This window comes from Streptomyces sp. NPDC005648 (assembly GCF_040605395.1).
Taxonomy (GTDB): Bacteria; Actinomycetota; Actinomycetes; order Streptomycetales; family Streptomycetaceae; genus Streptomyces.
Map to the genome: position 1 here is coordinate 17,015 of NZ_JBEXCS010000044.1, position 19,399 is coordinate 36,413.

The following is a 19,399-nucleotide window of genomic DNA, read 5'->3' on the forward strand; positions in this document are numbered from 1 at the left end:
GGCCGCGGACGCGAGAGGAACCCCATGTCCGGTGAGACCCTGTACGAGACCTTGGACGACCGCTTCCTCAGCGGCCGCTGCACCAGCGGCGACCAGCGGCTGGAGGTGCTGTACGACGGGTGCCGTTGGGCCGAGGGGCCGGTGTATGTGCCCGCGTGGCGGCAGGTGGTCTGGAGCGATATTCCGAACGACCGGATCATGCGCTGGGACGAGGCGACCGGGACGGTCGGGGTCTTCCGCCAACCGGCCGGGAACAGCAACGGCAACACCCTCGACCCGCAGGGCCGCCTGGTCAGCTGCGAGCAGGGCAACCGCCGGGTCACCCGCACCGAGCACGACGGCACGGTGACCGTCCTGGCCGAGCGCTTCCAGGGCAAGCGGCTCAACAGCCCGAACGACAGCGTCGTACGGTCCGACGGCACCGTGTGGTTCTCCGACCCCGACTTCGGAATCATCAGCGACTACGAGGGCCACCGCGCCGAGTCCGAGATCGGTGCCTGCAACCTCTACCGCGTCGACCCGGCGACCGGAGAGGTGCACCTCGCCGCCGACGGCCTCGACGGACCGAACGGCGTGATCCTCTCCCCGGACGAGAAGCGGCTGTACGTCTCCGACACCCGCGCCGCCCGTGTCCTCGCCTTCGACGTCCACGCCGACGGCACCCTCACCGGCCGTGAGGTCGCCGCCGAGGCACCCGCCGGCGTCCACTTCGACAACATCCGCCTGGACGACGCGGGCCGCCTGTGGGTCGCAGCCCTCGGCGACGGCGTGCACTGCTACGACCCCGACGGCACCCTCATCGGCCGGCTCCGCGTGCCCGACCGGGCGTCCAACATCACCTTCGGCGGCCCCAAGAACAACCGCCTGTTCATCACCGCCGGCACCACGCTGTACTCGCTGCTGATGTCGGTGACGGGAGTACCCCGCATCTCACGATGACGCGAGGTCGGCGCCCTTCACCTCTCCCGGACTCGCCTTCCGCCGCCCCACCTGTGTCCGCACCGCCCCCATGCTCGCCCCGATGACCAGCGCGATCGCCGCGGCCTGGACGAGGGACAGCGCCTGGCCGAGGATCAGGAAGCCGGCCGTCGCCGCGAGGGCCGGCTCCAGGCTCATCAGGATCGCGAAGGTGGAGGCGGGCAGCCGCCGCAGGGCCAGGAGTTCAAGGGTGTACGGCAGGACGGACGACATGATCGCCACCGCCGAGCCCAGCGCGATCGTCACGGGGTCGGTGAGCTTCGACCCCGACTCGGCGATGCCGAGCGGCAGCATCATCACCGCGCCCACCGCCATCGCCAGCGCCAGCCCGTCCGCCTGCGGGAACCGTCGCCCCGTACGCGCGCTGAACACGATGTACGCCGCCCACATCGCCCCCGCCGCCAGCGCGAAGGCCACTCCGAGCGGGTCGAGGTCACCGAAGCCGCCGCCCCCCAGGAGGAAGACGCCGGTGAGGGCGAGTCCCGCCCAGACGAGGTTGATCGCGCGGCGCGAGGCGAGGACGGAGAGGGTGAGCGGGCCGAGGACCTCCAGGGTGACCGCCGCGCCCAGGGGGATGCGGTCGACCGCCTGGTAGAAGAGGCCGTTCATCGCGCCCATGGTGACGCCGAAGGCGATCACGGTGCCCCAGTCGGTGCGCGAGTGGCCGCGCAGACGGGGACGGCACACCAGCAGCAGCACCACCGCCGACGCCAGGAGGCGGAGGGTGACGACGCCGAGCGCGCCCGCCCTCGGCATCAGGCTCACCGCCAGTGCCGCGCCGAACTGCACCGAGACACCGCCCGCCAGCACCAGACCGACCGGGCCCAGGGAGCCACGGTGGCGCGCTCGCGCGGGTGCGGTGGCGGAGGGTGCCACGGAGGAGGAGGTGGTCTGGGTGGTCACGGGCGGTCCAGGTGCTCGGCTCGGGGTTCGTGGCGCACGGTTCGTTCATCGTGCTGCACTGCCAAGTCCAGAGTAATGGACTCGGTCAGGCGTGTGAACCCGTTATGCAACTGTCCTGAATGCTGGACTCCCGGCCCAGCGCCCGATTCAGGCGCCTGGCCAGGGCTGGTGGGGTTGGTGGGGCTGGTGGTTCTCGTACGACTGTTGCGGTGGTCGGGGCTGCTCGTGCCCAGGCCGCCGCGGTGCCGTACCCCTCGTACATGTAGACCGTCTGCGGCTGCGGTGGCGGCTGCTCCATGTTCACGAACAGCGGCATGCGCAGCTCGCCCGTGTCCATCACCGCGTTGTTCTGGGAGCGGTGGTCTTCGGGCTCCTCCGCGCCCAGGGTCGGTTCGCCCAGGGGCGGTCTTCCTCGGGGCGGAGGTCCCCCAGGGCCTCTGCCAGTACCTCCGCCAGGTGCCGGCCCCGTACCCCGGCCAGTTGTTCCAGCTGGGTGCGGCACGAGAAGCCGTCCGCCAGGACCACCGCGTCCTCGGGTGCCCGGCGCACCGCCGGCAGCAGCTGCTCCTCGGCGCAGGCCGCCGACACCTCGAAGTGCCCTCTCTCGAAGCCGAAGTTGCCCGCCAGGCCGCAGCAGCCGCCCGTCAACTCGCCGGTGAGCCCCGCCGCCTCGCGCAGACGCCGGTCGGGCGCGTCGCCGAGGACCGCGTGCTGGTGGCAGTGGGTCTGGCCGGTGACCGGGCGATCGACGGTGGGGGGTGTCCAGTCGGGGGCGTACTTCTCCAGCGCCTCCGCGAAGGTCACGACCGCCCCGGCGAGGCGCGCCGCGCGCGGATCGTCGTGCAGCAGCTCCGGCAGGTCGGTGCGGAGGGCGGCGGCGCAGCTCGGCTCCAGGACCACGAACGCCGGGACGTGATCGCCCAGTGCGGGGTTCAGGAACAGGTCCAGCAGGTCGAGAGTGCGGCGCAACACCTTGCGGGCGCGGTCGAGTTGGCTGGTGGAGAGGTACGTCAGCCCGCAGCAGACACGGGTGCGGCGCGATGTCAGGGGGTTCGCGCTGAACCCCGCCGACTGCTCGTCGGAAGCGCCCTCCACCTTCCACTTCATCCACGGCGTCTGCATCACCATCAGCCCGGCCGACTCCAGCACCCGCAGGGCCGCCTTGCCTACCTCCGGTGCGAAGTGCTCGGTGAAGGTGTCGGGCCACAGGGCGACGAAGGGCGGGAAGTCGTCGTCGTCCTCAGTGGCCTCGGCCTCGGTGACGTCCTCATCAGTGGCGATGCCGTCCTCGTGATCGTCATCGTCATCGTCCTCGTCCGGGACGCGGAACCAAGGGCGTCCACCCAGTCGGCCCGCCTCCCTCATCTCGGCCAGCATCCGCCGGGTCTGCGCCTTGGTCCTTCTCCACCACCACAGGCTGAACGTCTCCGACGCCACCCGCGGCAGCTCCCGCTCGGGCGCGATCCCACCCAGCCGCTTGGCGAGCGCCGCCAACGGACCGACGGCGGCGAGGAAGTTCACCAGCCCGGCGGTCCGCGTACGCGTCACCCAGCGCAGCCACAGCGGCAGCCACCCCATGCTGTAGTGCGCGGCCGGACGGCGCCGCCCCTCGTAGTGGTGGTGCAGGAACTCCGCCTTGTACGTGGCCATGTCGACCTCGACCGGGCAGTCGGAGCGGCACCCCTTGCAGGACAGGCACAGATCGAGGGCGTCCCGCACCTCGGTGGACCGCCAGCCGTCGGTGACCACCTCGCCCGCGAGCATCTCGTGCAGCAGCCGGGCACGCCCGCGCGTGGAGTGCCGCTCCTCGCCGGTCGCGCGGAACGACGGGCACATGACCGACGCGCCGGCCACCGGTGTCGTACGGCATTTCGCGACCCCCACACAGCGGCGGACCGCCGCCGAGAAGTCGCCGCCGTCGGTCGGATAGCCGAAGACGACGTCGACGGGCTCACGGGGCAGTACGGAGAAGCGGAGGTTCGAGTCCAGGGGCGAAGGGCGCACCAGCATCCCGGGATTGAGGAGGTCGTCCGGGTCCCAGACGGCCTTCGCGCGCTCGAAGAGGGCGACCAGTTCGGGGCCGTACATCTTCGGGAGCAGTTCCGCGCGTGCCTGTCCGTCCCCGTGCTCACCGGAGAGCGAGCCGCCGTGGGCGACGACCAGGTCGGCCAGTTCCTCGGAGAAGCGACGGAAGCGGGCGATGCCCGGCGCGCTGAGCAGGTCGAAGTCGACGCGGATGTGGATACAGCCGTCGCCGAAGTGGCCGTACGGGGTGCCGCGCAGTCCGTGCGAGTTGAGCAGGTGCCTGAACTCCCGCAGATACGGGCCGAGTCGCCGCGGTGGCACCGCGCAGTCCTCCCATCCGGGCCAGGCCTCGGAGCCGTCGGGCATCCGGGTCGCCGTACCGCTGGCGTCCTCCCGGATTCGCCACAGCGCGCGCCGGCCGGCCGGGTCGGTGACGACCAGGGAGTCGAGGACGTCGGCGGCCCGCACGACCGCCTCCGCACGCGCGCGTGCCTCCCCCGCCGAGTCACCGCCCGTCTCCACGAACAGCCAGGCCCCGCCCCTGGGCAGCCCGGCGTCCCCGGACGGGACCAGGTCCGCGGCCATCCCCTCCACGGTCAGCGGCCCGTACGCCAGCAGACCCGCAGCGGCCTCGGCGGCGGCGCTCTCGTCGGTGTACGCCAGCACGGCGAGCGCACGCGCGCGGGGTGCCTCGACAAGTCGTACGACGGCTTCGGTGAGGATCCCGAGTGTGCCCTCCGAGCCGCAGAAGGAGCGGGCGACGTCGGCGCCCCTCTCGGGGAGGAGCGCGTCCAGCGCATAGCCGGAGATACGGCGGGGCAACTCGGGAAAGCCGGTGCGCAGACGGGCCAACTCGCCCTCCACCAGCGGCCGCAGGCCCTCGGGGGCGCCCGCCCAGTCCCTCCCGGGGCGCAGTCGCTCGCCACGCGCGGTGACGACGTCCAGCTCGCGCACGCTGTCCGCCGTCGTGCCCCAGGCCACCGAGTGGGAGCCGCACGAGTTGTTGCCGATCATGCCGCCGAGGGTGCAGCGGCTGTGGGTGGAGGGATCGGGGCCGAAGCGCAGGCCGTGCGGGGCGGCGGCCTCCTGGAGGCGGTCCAGGACCAGGCCGGGCTGGACGACGGCGGTGCGGGCCTCCGGGTCCAGCGAGACCAGGCGGTTCATATGGCGGGTGAAGTCCAGGACCACACCGGTGCCGGTCGCCTGCCCCGCGATGGACGTGCCCCCGCCCCGGGCCACCACCGGCACCCCGTGCTCCCGGCACACCGCCAGTACGGCCGCCACGTCCTCCGCGTCCCTGGGCGCGACCACGCCCAGCGGGACGCGTCGGTAGTTGGACGCGTCCATGGTGACCAACGCCCGGGACGTGACGTCGAACCCGACCTCACCCCGGACGGCCCTGCGCAACTCCGCCTCGAGATCCGTCATGCTCCCAGCATGCATCCCGCCACTGACAGTGACGACTCCTCCGTCCACAACGGTGCGGTGAAGCGGCTGCGGGGTGCCTCCGCGACGGCCGCCGGAATCTGTGAACGGATGCGGAACCTTCCCAATTCGATCACGAACTCCCATATAGTGACGGCCAGTTGAGCAACAGCTGTCTCTTCTCGCCCAGGACCAGGGATCGGGACACGGCTCGCTCAGGCACGGACAAGGACGACCGAGGACCCCTACCGAGGACCGACTCATGACCGCCCCCCTCCAGCCCGGCGAACGTCCCTCCCTGCGCACCCTCGCGCCCGCCCCGCTGCTCACCGCCGTGCTGGCCGCGCTCGCGGTGGCCGGAGCGGTGGCTCGTGTGCCGGACTCGCAGCGGGTCGCGCTGGCGCTCGGCGGGGGTGGCGGGGCGCTCCTGCTGTGCGCGGCCGTCGCGGTGGCCACGCACGCGTACCAGACGGCCCGGATCGCGCGCCGGCGGCTGGAGGCGGTCACCGCGGACACCGGGCGGCTGCTGCAGGACCGGATCCGGCAGAGCGCGGAGTTCGACCAGGAGCGGGTGCGGCTGACCGAGGAACTGACCCGTGAGCGGGCCCGGTCGGCGGCCGAACTGGCCCAGGAGCGGGACCGGTTGACGGCGGGGTTCGCGCAGGAACGGAGTCGTCTGACGGCCGGGTTCGCGGAGGAACGGGACCGGCTGACGGACGATTCGGCGGCGGAACGGGCGCGGCTGACCTCTGAGCTGGCCGAGGAGCGGGCACGTCTCGCCGCCGAGAACCGGCGTCTGGCCGAGCAGGTCCGCCGGGCCGACCACGACCGGGCCACCGCCGTGTCGGCCACCGCCAACGCGGCCGGCCGGATGCAGGCCCTGGCCACCGGGATGCTCGCCGATCTGCGGGCCATGGAGGAGCGGCACGGTGACGAGGACGTCCTCGCCGACCTGCTCCACCTCGACCACCGCACCGCGCAGGCGGGTCGGCTGGCCGACTCCGTCGCGGTGCTCACCGGGGCGCGCTCCGGGCGCCGTTGGGCCCGTCCCATCGCGATGGAGTCGATCCTGCGCGGGGCGATGGGGCGGATCAGCGGGTACCAGCGGGTGCGTGTGCACTCCGCCTGTGAGGCGGCCGTCGCCGGGCACGCCGCAGAAGGCGTGATGCACGCCCTCGCCGAACTCCTCGACAACGCGGCCAATTTCTCGCCGCCGACCGCCGAAGTGCATGTCTACGTCGAGGAGGTGCCGGCCGGCGTCATCGTCTCCGTCGAGGACAGCGGGCTGGTCATGGGAGACGTCCAGCTCCGCCGTGCCGAGAAGGCGGTGGCGGGCGACACGGAGGGCCTCGGCGGCCTCACCGGCACCCGCCTCGGTCTCGCGGTCGTGGGGCGGCTGTCCCGCAAGTACGGCCTGAAGGTGTCCTACCGCCCGTCCGCCCGGGGCGGCACGGGCGTGCTGATGCTGGTCCCACAGGACATCCTGGTGCCGGAACAGGGGTCGCCCCGGGTTCCGGAGGGATTCCCCCTACCGGAGACACCACCAAAGCAGCCGACACCACCCGCTCCAAAGCAGCCGACACCGTCCACTCCATCGAACGACGTGCCGATCAAAACGCCGACCGGGGCACCGCTCGGCCTGTCGGACCGGGTGACGGTCGGACCGTCGGATGGGGTACCGGTCGGGTCCTCGGGCGGTGAGGCGGTCGCGTCCCCGGGCTGGGTGGCGGTCGGGCTGTCGGATGGGGTACCGGTCGGGTCCCCGGGCGGGGAGGCGGTCGGGTCCTCGGGCTGGGTGACGGTCGGGCTGTCGGATGGGGTACCGGTCGGGTCCCCGGGTGGGGAGGCGGTCGGGTCCCCGGGTGGGGAGGCGGGCTCGGTCGTCGCCGATGAGGCGCGGCTGAGGGCCGCCGGGAAGCCACAGGTGTCCTACGACGCCCTCGCCCCTGGCGGGAGGACGGCCGAGAGCACGGCGAGAGACACCGGAACCTGGATAGGCACCGGCACCGGGATCAGCATCGGCGAGGCCTGGGGCAAGGGCGCTGACAAGGGGTCCAGTGCGGCCACTGGCACAGCGGCCCAAACGGGCGAGGACACGGGCGCTGCCGCAGGGGCCGGAGCGAGCACGCCCTCGGGCACAGACGCCGGAGCAGCCACGGGTACAGGGACCGGCCAGGGCGCGAGCACAGGAGTCCGCGAGGGTACGGGCAGAGGGACCGGAGAGCGCGCGGGCAGCGACGCCGGAGCAGGCGCGGTTGCAGGGACCGGAGATGGCACGGGCTCCGGAATCTCCGAGCGCATCGGCACGGGCTCCGGATGGCGCGCGAGCACAGACACCGGAACAGACACAGCCACAAGGACCGGCCAAAACCCAGGCACAGGAATGACCGAACGCACGGGCACAGGAGCCGGGGCCGGTGCAGGCACAGGAGCCGGTGCGGGGGCCGGGGACGGTGCGGGCGCATGGGCCGGGGGACGCGCAGGGTCCGCGGTCGAAGGCTGGGCCGGCGGCGTGAGCGCCGGCACGCCCTTCGACGTCCGGCCTGCCGCCGCCGACGCCCACCACTCCCCCGTCGCCGACCCCGCCCAGGAAACCCTCCCCGGTCACCATGCCCGGGATCGCGGCACCGGCTCTCTCCCCGACGGGCTTCCCAAGCGCCGCCGCGGCCAGGCGCTCGCGGAGGCCGAGTCGGAGCGGGAGCGGGCACGCACGCGTGCCGTCGAGGCCGAGCGGGAACGCATACGCGCGCGTGACGTGGATTTCCCCGACGCCGAGCCGCCGCGCCCCTTCCCCGTCTCCCTGGACGACCCGCTGGCCCGTGCCGCCCGCTTCAGCAGCTTCCGCCGGGCTGTCCGAGGCTCCCTCTCGGACCTGAGCACACCGGCGCCGGCCAGGGACACCGGCGTACCGGACACCCGCGTACGCACACCGGAGCCCGACGCCGACCCACAAGCCACCCGCGTACGCCCCCCGGAGCCCACCACAGGCGTGCACGCCCCCCATCCCAGCGCCCCCGAGCTCACCACCGGCGCGCACGACACCCCCGTACACGCCCCCGAGCCCCAACCCGCAACGCACGCCCCCCACCCCCGCACCCCCGAGCCCACCACCGGCGCGCACGACACCCCCGTACACGCGCCCCAAACCCGCACCCCCGAGCCCACCACCGGCGCGCACGACACCCCCGCAAGCGACAGCACCCCCTCTCACCCGGAAGGCGATGCCACCTCATGACCGGCACCGGTACGAGTACCGCCGACGAGAAGCTCACCTGGCTCATCGAGGGGCTCCTGGAGCGGACCCCGGGGGCGCGGCACGCGCTCGTGTTGTCGCGGGACGGGCTGAAGCTGTGCCGGACGCCCGAGCTGAGCGTCGACCAGGCCGACCAGCTCGCCGCGATCGCCGCCGGGATCCAGTCGCTGTCGCACGGCGCGTCGGTGGAGTTCGGGGACGGCAGCGGGGGTGTCAGGTCGGCGATGACCGAGTTCTACGGCGGGGTGCTGTTCATCGTCGAGGCCGGCGACGGGGCCCATCTGGCCGTCGTGACCGCGGAGGACGCGGACGCCGGGCTGGTCGGGCACAACATGAGCGAGCTCGTGGAGCAGCTCGGCCGGTACCTCAGCGCACAGCCCCGGAACTCATGAGTCGCCCTGGAAGGGACGACTCACCCGACCGCCTCTACACCCTCACCGGTGGCCGCACCCGCTCCGCCCCGGACAGCCCCTTCGACCTGGTGACCCTCGTGGTCGCCGAGTCCGACCCGAGGCCCGGCATGCAGTCGGAGCACGCCACCATCCTGCGGATCGCCCAACTCCCGGTCGCCGTAGTCGAGTTGGCTGCCGAGCTACGGCTTCCCGTCAGTATCACCAAGGTTCTGCTGTCCGACCTCCTCGCGGCGGGCCGTGTCAGCGCCCGCCATCCGAAGAAGGCCGCCGTCATCGATCCCGACGTCCTGGAACAGGTGCTCGTTGGACTCCGCAACCTCTGACGCGCGCACCCCGCTGGGTGCCCTGGCCGACAACGGCCTGAAGATCGTGGTCGTCGGCGGCTTCGGCGTCGGCAAGACCACGCTGGTCCGTTCCGTCAGCGAGATCCGTCCCCTCAGCACCGAGGAGACGATGACCCGCGCCGGCGAGCACATCGACGACATCAGCGAGGTGCGGGAGAAGCGGGCCACCACCGTCGCCTTCGACTTCGGGCGCATCACGCTGGACTCCCGCAATGTGCTGTATCTCTTCGGCGCACCGGGCCAGGAACGCTTCTGGTTCCTCTGGGACCGGCTGTTCGCCGGGACACTGGGCGCCGTCGTCCTCGTGGACACCCGCCGGATCGACGACTCCTGGTACGCCATCGACCGGCTGGAGCAGCGCGGCACGCCGTTCATCGTGGCCTGCAACGACTTCGGCGGCCCGGCCCACACCCCTCAACACGTCCGCGAGGCCCTCGACCTCGACCCGCACATCCCGCTGCTCGACTGCGACGCCCGCTCCCGCGCCTCCGGCAAGCGGGTCCTGATCACCCTGGTCCAGCACGTCAGAAACCGGCACGCCGCCCACATCCCGTCAGTCAAGGAGGAGTTGGCGCTGTGACCGCCGCACCCACCGCCCCCGTACCGCTCGGCGGACCCAGATTCCAGACCGAACCGGCGCAGCTGTACCGGGAGATGCGACGCGAGCACGGTGCGGTGACGCCGGTGCTGCTCGACGGCGACGTACCGGCATGGCTGATCCTCGGCTACCGCGAACTGCACCAGGTCACCGGCGATCCGGTGCTGTTCAGCCGCGACTCGGACCTGTGGAACCAGTGGGACCGCATCCCCGCCGACTGGCCGCTGCTGCCGATGATCGGCCGCCGGCAGCCGTCGATCCTCTACACCGTCGGCGAACGCCACCGCGAGCGCGCCGCGATGATCAGCGACGCTCTGGAGGCCGTCGACCCGTCCGCGCTGCGCGGCTACGCCGAGCGGTTCGCCGACGAGCTGATCGACGCGATCTGCTCCGAGGGCGAGGCGGACCTGGTCACCGACTACGCCATGCTGCTCCCGGTGCGGGTCCTGGCCCGCCTCTACGGCTTCCCGGACGAGCAGGGGCCGGGGCTGGTGGCCGCGCTCAACGACATGGTCGACGGCCGGGAGCGGGCCATCGCCGGCCAGACCCATCTGTCCACGTCCATGGCCCGGTTGGTGGCCGACCGGCAGGCGTACGCCGCCGATGACGTCGTGTCCAGGATGCTCGCGAACACCTCCGGTTTCGGCGACGACGAGATCATCCAGGACCTGATGGTGATGATGGCGGCCGGCCACCAGCCGACCGCCGACTGGATCGGCAACTCCCTCCATCTCATGCTCACCGACGAGCGGTTCGCGGCCTCCCTCTTCGGCGGGCGCAACAGCGTCGCCGACGCCATGAACGAGGTGCTGTGGGAGGACGCGCCCACACAGAACGTCGCCGGTCGCTGGGCGTCCCGCGACACCCAGCTCGGCGGGCGCCGTATCCGCGCAGGCGACCTGCTGCTGCTCGGCCTCCAGGGCGCCAACTCCGACCCCCAGGTCCGTACCGACGGCTCCGCGCTCACCGGCGGCAACAGCGCGCACTTCTCCTTCGGGCACGGCGAGCACAGATGCCCCTTCCCGGCCCAGGAGGTCGCCGAGGTCGTCGCCCGCACGGCCATCGAGGTCGTACTGGACCGCCTCCCCGACATCGACCTGGCCGTCCCGGCCGAGGCCCTGACGCGCCGCCCCTCCCCCTGGCTGCGCGGACTGGCCGAACTGCCCGTCCGGTTCACCCCCGTACCCGCCCTCTGACCGACCCCGGCCCTTCCCCCACACGCGCACTCCGACCGACCCCGGCCCTTGGAGGTACGCCCCTATGACCACGACCGGTATCGAAGAGACCCCCGCGGAAGAAGTCCCCGCGGAAGGGACCCGTATAGCGCTCGACCCCTTCGTCACCGACCTCGACGGCGAGAGCGCCAGGCTCCGGGCGGCCGGTCCGCTGGCCGCCGTGGAACTCCCCGGTGGCGTCCCCGTCTGGGCGGTCACGCACCACGCGGAGGCGAAACAGCTGCTCACCGACCCGCGCCTGGTCAAGGACATCAACGTGTGGGGGGCCTGGCGGCGCGGTGAGATCGCCCCGGACTGGCCGCTGATCGGCCTCGCCAACCCCGGCCGCTCCATGCTCACCGTCGACGGCGCCGATCACCGCCGTATGCGCACGCTGGTCGCCCAGGCGCTCACCCCGCGCCGGGTGGAGGCGATGCGGGCCCGGATCGCCGAGCTGACCGAGGGCCTGCTCGACCGTCTCGCGGCCGACGCGGCCGACGCCGCCGACGGTGTCGTAGACCTGAAGGCGTCCTTCGCGTACCCCCTCCCGATGTACGTCATCGCCGACCTCATGGGCATCGACGAGGCGCGGCTGCCGCGGCTCAAGGAGCTCTTCGAGAAGTTCTTCTCGACGCAGACCCCGCCCGCCGAGGTCGTCGCCACCCTCACCGAGCTGGCCGGGATCATGGCGGACACGGTCGAGGCCAAGCGCGCCGCGCCCGGCGACGACCTCACCTCGGCCCTGATCCTGGCCTCCGAGGACGGTGACCACCTCACCGACGAGGAGATCGTCTCCACGCTCCAGCTGATGGTCGCGGCCGGCCATGAGACGACGATCTCGCTCATCGTCAACGCGGTGGTCCAGCTGTCACTCCACCCCGGGCAGCGCGCCCTGGTGCTGTCCGGGGAGGCGGACTGGTCGGCGGTCGTGGAGGAGACCCTCCGCCACTCCACGCCCACCTCCCACGTCCTGATCCGCTTCGCGACGGAGGACGTCCGGGTCGGCGACACGGTGCTCCCGGCGGGCGACGCGCTGATCGTGTCGTACGCCGCCATCGGCCGCGACGAGCGGGCCCACGGCCCGACGGCCGCCGACTTCGACATCACCCGCGCCTCCGCCAACCGCCACATCTCCTTCGGCCACGGCCCCCATGTCTGCCCCGGCGCGGCCCTCTCCCGCCTGGAGGCGGCGGTCGCCCTCCCGGCCCTCTACGCCCGCTTCCCCGACCTCGACCTGGCGGTCCCGGCGGCAGAGCTCCGCAACAAGCCGGTGGTCACGCAGAACGACCTGTTCGAGCTGCCGGTGCGGCCGACCAGGGCGTAGATCACCGCATGTCCACGGGCCGGAGATCCCGTCTCATCGAACGGACACGTTTCCGTCCGGTTTCGCCGAGGAGATACGCTCCGGCTCGTGGCTGAGATCCAGATTCCCGCTGACATCAAGCCCGCCGACGGTCGATTCGGCGCGGGCCCCTCCAAGGTGCGGACGGAAGCGCTGGACGCGCTGGCCGCCACCGGTACCTCTCTCCTCGGCACCTCCCACCGCCAGGCTCCGGTGAAGAACCTGGTGGGCAAGGTGCGCGAGGGCATCTCCGAGCTGTTCTCGCTCCCCGAGGGCTACGAGGTCGTCCTCGGCAACGGCGGCTCGACGGCCTTCTGGGACGTCGCGACCCACGGTCTGATCGAGAACAGGTCCCAGCACCTCAACTTCGGCGAGTTCAGCTCGAAGTTCGCCAAGGCCGCCAAGCTCGCCCCGTGGCTGGCCGAGCCGGACGTCATCGTCTCCGACCCGGGCACGCACCCCGAGCCGGTCGCGCAGGAGGGCGTCGACGTCTACGCCCTCACCCACAACGAGACCTCCACCGGAGTCGCCGCGCCGATCAAGCGCGTGGCCGGCGCCGACGAGGGCGCGCTGGTGCTGGTGGACGCCACGAGCGGCGCCGGCGGTCTGCCCGTCGACATCGCCGAGACCGACGTCTACTACTTCGCCCCGCAGAAGTCCTTCGCTTCCGACGGCGGCCTGTGGATCGGTGTCTTCTCCCCGGCCGCGATCGAGCGCGCCGAGCGTATCCACGCGTCCGGCCGCCACGTCCCGGAGTTCTTCTCCCTCCCGACGGCGATCGACAACTCCCGCAAGAACCAGACGTACAACACCCCGGCCCTCGCCACCCTCTTCCTGCTCAACCAGCAGCTGGAGTGGCTCAACGGCCAGGGCGGCCTGGACTGGTCGGTCCGCCGCACGGCGACCTCCGCCCGCACGCTCTACGGCTGGGCCGAGGACAGCAAGTACGCCAACCCGTTCGTCACCGACCCCGCCAAGCGCTCGGCGGTCATCGGCACGATCGACTTCACCGACGAGGTCGACGCGGCCGCCGTGGCCAAGGTGCTGCGCGCCAACGGCATCGTCGACACCGAGCCGTACCGCAAGCTCGGCCGCAACCAGCTGCGGGTCGCGATGTTCCCGGCGATCGACCCGGCGGACGTCGAGGCGCTGACGAAGTGCGTCGACCATGTGATCGAGAAGCTGTAACTCCCTGGTCCACCGGGACAGTTGTGCAGCATGTTGCAGGGCCCTGTCGGTGACAGGGCCCTGTGCGTTGGGTACGGCCGTGGCATGAACAGACCGATACCGGGCACCGTGCAGGTCGCCGTGCGCCACATCCTCAGTGACAGGACGACCGGCTTTTTGACCAGGACCCGCAGGATCACCTGGCGGGACAGCGTCTACCGGGTGCGCCGGCCGGCGTCCGGCAAGCACACCGTCGAGCTGACCTGCCCGGAGTGCGAGGCGTCCCTGCTGGCCGAGGTGCGCGACGAGGCCCGGACCCGAAGGACCGCGGCCATCCTGCTGGTGCTGGCCGCCGTGTCCGTGGTCGTGCTCCTCCTGGCGTTCGGCTACGCCGTCCACGAGGGCGGGAAGACCCTCCCCGAGGGGCAGTCCCTGCCCACCCTGTTCCCCGTCAGTGTCGTCTCGGTGTTCGTCGCCTTCGTCGCCGCTCCGGTGCTCTACCTCCGGGGCCGCCGCTACAACGGCGTCAGCATGCTCGACGCCCCCAAGCCACGCCGACTGCACGGGCTGATCCCGGTGCGCGGCTGACCGAGCGGCCCCGCGTTCACCCCTACGGCACCAGGACGAGCTTCCCGGTGGTCCGCCTCTCCTCGATCGCCCGGTGCGCGGCGGCGGCCTCCGCCAGCGGATAGGTGCGTTCCACGGTCACCCGGAGCCGGCCCGACTCGATACGGTCGGTGATCGGCTCCAGGGTCCGCCCGGAAGGCTCGGCGGTCACCCACGCGTACCGCAACCCGCGTGCGGCGGCCTGCTGTTCGTCCGTCCCGGGGTCGATCGACGCGCCGACGAGCAGCCCGCCGGGCCGCAGCACGTCGAGCGAGCGGGCCCCGTAGGCACCGCCGACGAGATCAAGCACGACGTCCACCGGCGCCACGGCGCTTCGGAAGTCGACGGCGGTGTAGTCGATCAGCTCATCGGCGCCGAGGTCCCGCAGATACCCGTGCTTGGCAGGGCGGGCGGTACCGATCACATGGGCGCCGAGTTCCTTGGCGAGCTGGACGGCGACATGGCCGACGCCGCCGGCCGCCGCGTGGATCAACACCCGGTCGCCGGGCTGGACTTGTGCGAGCCCGGCAAGCGCCTGCCAAGCGGTGATGGCCACGAGCGGCACGGCCCCGGCCTCCGCGAGGCCGAGGTTCTTCGGCTTGAGCGCCAGTGCGTCGGCGGCTACGGCGGTGTACTCGGCGTACGCGCCGCGCGGCCCGAGGCCCAGCATGCCGTACACCTCGTCCCCCGGCGCGAACCGCGCCACCCCCTCGCCCACCCGCTCGACGACACCGGCGACGTCATTGCCCGGCGTCCAGGGCAACGACACCAACTCCGGTACCCGCCCGGCCCGCAGGACGGCATCCCCGGGATTGACCCCGGCACCGCCCACCCGCACCAGCACCTCTCCCGGCCCGGGGGACGGCACGTCGGTCTCGACCCGGCGCAGAACCTCCGGCCCGCCGAACTCGGTCTGGACGACAGCGTGCATACGACTGCGGGTGGACATGGGAACTCCTCGTCGCCGGATCAGGACATCCCCATGCTCACTTGCCCGATGACCCCACGGAAGAAGGCACTTGTCTGATATCGAGGTTCCTCGTGGATACCGGCTTCGACCTCAGAGAACACGGCGGCGTGAACGTCTTCCTCCGCGACTGCCCGACCCGTGCCGTCTTGGAGGTGATCGCGAGCAAGTGGACGATGCTGGTGCTGGTGGCCCTGGAGAACGGCCGCCCCATGCGCTTCGCCGAACTACGCCGCCGCCTGGACGGCGTAACCCCGAAGGTCCTCACCCAGACCCTCCGCACCCTGGAACGCGAAGGCCTACTGAACCGCACCCTGTACCCGACCGTCCCACCCCGCGTGGAGTATCAACTCACCGATCTCGGACGAGAGCTGGGCGCACTCCTTCAGACCATCACCGACTGGTCCCAGACCAACATCACCGCGATCCAGTCGGCCCGCGAGGAGTTCGACGAACGGACAGAGCGGGATGAGGTGGAACCGGTGCGGCGATGAAGGGGCGCCCCGCGAACTCTCCAGTGTTCACGGCCGGGCGACCATGCGACGGAACGTGATCGAGCGAACACGCGAAACGCGTGCGGATGACCGCATGATCAGCCGTACGGGCTAACCCGCCGTCGGCGATCGGCGGCGGAGCCGTCACCCCGCCGAGCAGCTCACGCCAGGCGCCCCGCCCCCGCCCGGCGCGCCGCCGAAGCCGAAGCTTGTCGAACCTCCGGTCGGCACAGTCCCGTTGTGCGAGGCGTTCACCGCCGTGACCGTCCCGCCGCTCTGGGTGTACGACGCGTTCCACATCGAGGTGACCTGCTGCGAGCCGCTCCAGGTCCACGTCACCTTCCATGAACTGATGGCGGTGGTACCGGTGTTGGTCACCTTCACCTCCGCGTTGAAGCCGCTCCCCCAGTCGCTGCTCACGGTGTACGCGGCCGAGCAGGCGGCCGTGCCTCCCCCGCCGCCCCCGCCTCCGCCACCGGTGCCGCCACCGGTGCCCGGAAACAGCGGTGCCTTCACGCTCGCCAGATAGCCGTCCTTCACGGTGTCCACCGTCACCCAGTCGTCCTTCAGAATCCCGCCCGTGTCACCGGAGTTGGGATTCCACGACCAGAACGTCCACTGGAAGGAGTCCGCCCCGTACGTCGCCGTCGGCCGCAGGTAACTCACCAGTGCCGCCAGCCACTTCTGGTCGGTCGTGGACGCCAGCGTCGTGCCGAACTCGCCCACCCACACCGGAGCGATGTTCTGCTTGAAGATGTAGCCCCAGTACTTGTCCCAGACGCCCGGCATGTTCGCGGGGAAGGACGGATCGCTGAACCACGGCTGCTGGGCGACGCTGGTGGCGTAGTCATGCGCGGAGTACACGATCCGGTTCGCCACGTCCAACTGCACCGGATACTGGGCGACTCCCATCAGATTGCCGCCCCACCACCCCGACACCCCACCGTACGTCTGCACGCCCTCGACGAAGACCAGCAGGTCGGGGTTGACCGACAGCACCGCGTTCCCGGCCCGCTGAGCCGCGAGCCGCCAGTCGGTCGCCGCGTCCCCACATCCCCAACAGGCGGGATCGTGCGGCTCGTTGTGCAGATCGATGCCCACGACGGTGTCCTGGCCCTTGTAACGGGCCGCGAGGGCCTTCAGATCGGCGATCCACGTCGACTCCGGCACCGAGGCCGTGTACCAGAGCGCCGACTGGCCGCCCGCGTCCGGTCGGTGCCGGTCGAGGATGACCTTGAGCCCGTCCTGACCGGCGTACGCCACGATCCTGTCCATGACCTGGAGGGAGTCGAGGCCCTGCAGATCGGCGTTCTTGCCGCCGCTGAAGTCGATGCTGTTGGGGACGGTGGCGGACTTGAAGATGTCGTCGCTGTACGGCAGCCGGATGGTGTTGTAGCCGAGCGACCTCATCTGGTCGATCATGCTCTTGTAGTCGCGCGACCAGAGGCCGTGGACGACGTGGTTCCCGGTCTCGAAGCCGAACCAGTTGATCCCGGCGATCCGGACCGGCTGCCCGGCCGCGTCCAGGATCTGCCGGCCGCTGGTGTGCCAGTACCCGGCGCCGGGCGCCTCGGCTGCCTCCGCCGTACGCACACCGACACCGACACCGACACCGACACCGACACCGCCCAACGGCAGCAGAACCGCCGCGGCAACAGCACACAGCACTCTTCGCAGGCTGCGGAACATGTCGCTGCTTCCTCTCGGGAGGCGCGGGCCCGGAACAAGTGGGAGCGCTCCCACAACTCCACGCACCCACCAGGAAACAGACACGCCATGGTCACGTCAATAGGATGGACATGCCCGCACGGGACAAGGCGGCGCCGGCCGGTCGCCGACCCCGCTAGGCGCTGTTTCTCGGATCACGTGCGGAGCCAAATGATGAGTGCTGCGAGGGTGACTGTGCCGAGGTAGGTGTAGGCCCGTTTGTCGTAGCGCGTGGCGACGGCGCGGAAGCCTTTGAGGCGATTGATGGCACGCTCAACTGTGTTGCGCTTCTTGTAGCGTTCGCGGTCGAAGCTGGTGGGACGGCCGCCCTGGGAACCGCGGTTGCGTCGGTGTCTGCGTTGGTCGAGCCGTTCGGGGATGGTGTGCGATATGCCGCGCCTTCGCAGGTAGCGGCGGTTTTCGCGGGACGTGTAGGCCTTGTCGGCCAGGACATGGTCGGGTCGGCTGCGAGGTCGGCCGACGCCGCTGCGGGGCACCGACACCTGCTGCAGGACAGGCTGCAGTTGGGGGCCGTCACCGTAGTGTCCGGGTGTCAGGAGGAGGGCGAGGGGCCGGCATCGTCCGTCGGCTGCGAGGTGGATCTTGGTGGTGAAGCCGCCGCGGGAGCGTCCCAGGCACTCGCCGATTGGACCACCTCCTCCAGCCGGACGGCCAGTTTCCGAAGAACCGGATCGACCTGGTTCGTCCGCGGAAGGGCCCCCCTTTGAGGGCCCGCGGCGGGCGGTGCTTTCCTCGCGCCGGCGGCGTGCTGGTGAGCCCGCACCGCCGTGGAGTCCACGGACACCTCCCAGTCGATGTGGCCCGCGGCGTCCTCGGCGGTCTGCACTTTCGACAGCAGCATCTGCCAGGTACCGTCCGCTGACCAGCGGCGATGGCGTTTGTAGACGGTCTCCCACGGCCCGAATCGCTCCGGCAGATCCCGCCACTGCACCCCCGTGCGGACCCGGTAGAGCACACCGTTGATCACCCGTCGGTGATCGCTCCACCGGCCCCCACGTGCACCACCGCGAGGTAAGAACGACTCCAGTCGATCCCACTCCGCATTCGTCAGATCTCCGCGTCCCATGGAGTCAGCCTGCCCTCAACACCCCACCCAGGGAGGGAGATCCGAGAAACAGCGCCTAGTGTCGGTGCGGTGAACGCAGACGATGTGAACCGGCGCTGGACACAGTCCATGCCGGAGGCCTACGAACGCCACCTGGTGCCGGTCCTCTTCCAGCCGTTCGCCGAGGACCTGGCCGCCAGGGCGGCGGCGCTGCGGCCCCGCACCGTACTGGAACTCGCCGCCGGCACGGGCGTGTTGACCTCCGCCCTGCTCACCGCGGTGCCGACGGCCTCGGTGGTGGCCACCGACCTGAACGAGACGATGGTCGCCGCCGGATCGGCGCGGGAGCCACGCGCGGACTGGCGGCAGGCGGACGCCCAGCGACTGCCCTTCGAGGACGGCGGTTTCGACCTCGTTCTGTGCCAGTTCGGCGTGATGTTCTTCCCCGACAGGCCCGCCGCCTACGCCGAGGTGTCCCGGGTACTGGCCCCCCAGGGGCGGTTCCTGTTCAACAGCTGGGGCCCGCTTGCCTCGCACGGCTTCGACGCAGCCTTCCAGGCCGCCCTGGAGGAGTCCATGCCCGGCGGGGCGCCGGCCTTCCTGAAGGACGTGCCCCACGGCTACACCGATCCCGCCCAGGTCGCCGCGGATGTCGAGGCCGCCGGTCTGACCCTGGCCACCGTCCAGGAGCTCACGCTCGACGGTGTCGCGGAGTCGGCCGCCTCCGTCGCCACCGGCTTCCTCACCGGCACACCGGTGAGCGCCGCCGTGCACGACCGGGAGGATGCGCGGGCCGTCCGAGCCGCCGTCACGCAGAAGATGACGGACCGCCTCGGCACCGGCCCGGTGACGGCACCGATGACCGCGACCGTCTACACCGCGCATCACCCGGCATGA

The 19,399-nt window shown here is 71.5% G+C and carries 15 protein-coding genes and 1 pseudogene; 11 read left to right on the forward strand and 5 right to left on the reverse strand.

Annotated elements, in window-relative coordinates; all coding sequences use genetic code 11:
- Window positions 1–24 precede the first annotated feature (24 nt).
- Window positions 25–939, forward strand: a complete 915-nt coding sequence (locus tag ABZT17_RS24335) for an SMP-30/gluconolactonase/LRE family protein (RefSeq protein ID WP_356351691.1) — start codon at window positions 25–27, stop codon at window positions 937–939.
- On the opposite strand, the gene ABZT17_RS24340 is transcribed toward ABZT17_RS24335, so the two are convergent.
- Complete coding sequence (locus ABZT17_RS24340; RefSeq protein WP_356351692.1) at window positions 931–1,881, reverse strand: EamA family transporter; 951 nt, start codon at window positions 1,879–1,881, stop codon at window positions 931–933. The genes ABZT17_RS24335 and ABZT17_RS24340 overlap by 9 nt on opposite strands.
- 336 nt (window positions 1,882–2,217) lie before the next feature.
- Window positions 2,218–5,334: an FAD-binding and (Fe-S)-binding domain-containing protein gene (locus tag ABZT17_RS24345; protein WP_356351693.1), complete on the reverse strand. Its 3,117-nt coding sequence runs from the start codon at window positions 5,332–5,334 to the stop codon at window positions 2,218–2,220.
- A gap of 259 nt (window positions 5,335–5,593) precedes the next feature.
- Here ABZT17_RS24345 and ABZT17_RS24350 point away from each other — a divergent pair, with 259 nt between their 5' ends.
- The 8 genes from ABZT17_RS24350 to ABZT17_RS24385 all read left to right on the forward strand — a co-directional run bounded on the left by ABZT17_RS24350 (window position 5,594) and on the right by ABZT17_RS24385 (window position 14,250).
- Window positions 5,594–8,566 carry an ATP-binding protein gene (locus tag ABZT17_RS24350; protein ID WP_356351694.1) on the forward strand — a complete coding sequence of 991 codons (2,973 nt, stop codon included), beginning with the start codon at window positions 5,594–5,596 and terminating at the stop codon, window positions 8,564–8,566.
- Window positions 8,563–8,976: a roadblock/LC7 domain-containing protein gene (locus tag ABZT17_RS24355; RefSeq protein ID WP_356351695.1), complete on the forward strand. Its 414-nt coding sequence runs from the start codon at window positions 8,563–8,565 to the stop codon at window positions 8,974–8,976. Before ABZT17_RS24350 ends, ABZT17_RS24355 begins: the two co-directional genes overlap by 4 nt.
- Window positions 8,973–9,320, forward strand: coding sequence for a DUF742 domain-containing protein (locus tag ABZT17_RS24360; RefSeq protein ID WP_356351696.1), 348 nt, complete (start codon window positions 8,973–8,975; stop codon window positions 9,318–9,320). The genes ABZT17_RS24355 and ABZT17_RS24360 overlap by 4 nt, the downstream gene beginning before the upstream one ends.
- On the forward strand, window positions 9,301–9,921 hold the full coding sequence (locus ABZT17_RS24365; RefSeq protein WP_356351697.1) for an ATP/GTP-binding protein: 621 nt from the start codon (window positions 9,301–9,303) through the stop codon (window positions 9,919–9,921). The genes ABZT17_RS24360 and ABZT17_RS24365 overlap by 20 nt, the downstream gene beginning before the upstream one ends.
- Entirely contained in the window at window positions 9,918–11,135 is a 1,218-nt protein-coding gene (locus ABZT17_RS24370) for a cytochrome P450 (protein WP_356351698.1), read from the forward strand. The genes ABZT17_RS24365 and ABZT17_RS24370 overlap by 4 nt, the downstream gene beginning before the upstream one ends.
- Window positions 11,136–11,199: 64 nt before the next feature.
- Complete coding sequence (locus ABZT17_RS24375; protein WP_356351699.1) at window positions 11,200–12,477, forward strand: cytochrome P450; 1,278 nt, start codon at window positions 11,200–11,202, stop codon at window positions 12,475–12,477.
- An 87-nt stretch (window positions 12,478–12,564) separates the two neighbouring features.
- Window positions 12,565–13,683 carry a phosphoserine transaminase gene (gene serC, locus ABZT17_RS24380; RefSeq protein WP_356351700.1) on the forward strand — a complete coding sequence of 373 codons (1,119 nt, stop codon included), beginning with the start codon at window positions 12,565–12,567 and terminating at the stop codon, window positions 13,681–13,683.
- An 84-nt stretch (window positions 13,684–13,767) separates the two neighbouring features.
- Window positions 13,768–14,250 (forward strand): hypothetical protein, encoded by a 483-nt coding sequence (locus ABZT17_RS24385; protein ID WP_356351701.1) that lies wholly within the window; start codon window positions 13,768–13,770, stop codon window positions 14,248–14,250.
- Window positions 14,251–14,272: 22 nt separating this feature from the next.
- Here ABZT17_RS24385 and ABZT17_RS24390 read toward each other — a convergent pair whose 3' ends face one another.
- A complete protein-coding gene (locus ABZT17_RS24390) occupies window positions 14,273–15,217 on the reverse strand; it encodes an NADP-dependent oxidoreductase (RefSeq protein ID WP_356351702.1) in 945 nt (314 codons plus the stop codon).
- Window positions 15,218–15,309: 92 nt separating this feature from the next.
- On the opposite strand from ABZT17_RS24390, the gene ABZT17_RS24395 reads away from it, so the two are divergent.
- Entirely contained in the window at window positions 15,310–15,729 is a 420-nt protein-coding gene (locus ABZT17_RS24395; protein ID WP_356351703.1) for a helix-turn-helix domain-containing protein, read from the forward strand.
- A gap of 144 nt (window positions 15,730–15,873) precedes the next feature.
- On the opposite strand, the gene ABZT17_RS24400 is transcribed toward ABZT17_RS24395, so the two are convergent.
- Window positions 15,874–17,418: a cellulase family glycosylhydrolase gene (locus ABZT17_RS24400; protein WP_356351704.1), complete on the reverse strand. Its 1,545-nt coding sequence runs from the start codon at window positions 17,416–17,418 to the stop codon at window positions 15,874–15,876.
- 173 nt (window positions 17,419–17,591) lie between these two features.
- Window positions 17,592–18,523 (reverse strand): annotated as a pseudogene (locus tag ABZT17_RS24405) (IS5 family transposase).
- 108 nt (window positions 18,524–18,631) lie between these two features.
- Between ABZT17_RS24405 and ABZT17_RS24410 the strand changes: the two are divergent.
- Entirely contained in the window at window positions 18,632–19,399 is a 768-nt protein-coding gene (locus ABZT17_RS24410; protein WP_356351740.1) for a class I SAM-dependent methyltransferase, read from the forward strand.

Excerpts from the sequence above, each read along its gene's own strand:
- ABZT17_RS24335 (WP_356351691.1), top strand. The coding sequence starts at position 25 with ATGTCCGGTGAGACCCTGTACGAGACCTTGGACGACCGCTTCCTCAGC.
- ABZT17_RS24345 (WP_356351693.1), bottom strand. The coding sequence starts at position 5,334 with ATGACGGATCTCGAGGCGGAGTTGCGCAGGGCCGTCCGGGGTGAGGTC.
- ABZT17_RS24350 (WP_356351694.1), top strand. The coding sequence starts at position 5,594 with ATGACCGCCCCCCTCCAGCCCGGCGAACGTCCCTCCCTGCGCACCCTC.
- ABZT17_RS24355 (WP_356351695.1), top strand. The coding sequence starts at position 8,563 with ATGACCGGCACCGGTACGAGTACCGCCGACGAGAAGCTCACCTGGCTC.
- ABZT17_RS24360 (WP_356351696.1), top strand. The coding sequence starts at position 8,973 with ATGAGTCGCCCTGGAAGGGACGACTCACCCGACCGCCTCTACACCCTC.
- ABZT17_RS24375 (WP_356351699.1), top strand. The coding sequence starts at position 11,200 with ATGACCACGACCGGTATCGAAGAGACCCCCGCGGAAGAAGTCCCCGCG.
- ABZT17_RS24385 (WP_356351701.1), top strand. The coding sequence starts at position 13,768 with ATGAACAGACCGATACCGGGCACCGTGCAGGTCGCCGTGCGCCACATC.
- ABZT17_RS24390 (WP_356351702.1), bottom strand. The coding sequence starts at position 15,217 with ATGTCCACCCGCAGTCGTATGCACGCTGTCGTCCAGACCGAGTTCGGC.
- ABZT17_RS24400 (WP_356351704.1), bottom strand. The coding sequence starts at position 17,418 with ATGTTCCGCAGCCTGCGAAGAGTGCTGTGTGCTGTTGCCGCGGCGGTT.
- ABZT17_RS24410 (WP_356351740.1), top strand. The coding sequence starts at position 18,632 with ATGCCGGAGGCCTACGAACGCCACCTGGTGCCGGTCCTCTTCCAGCCG.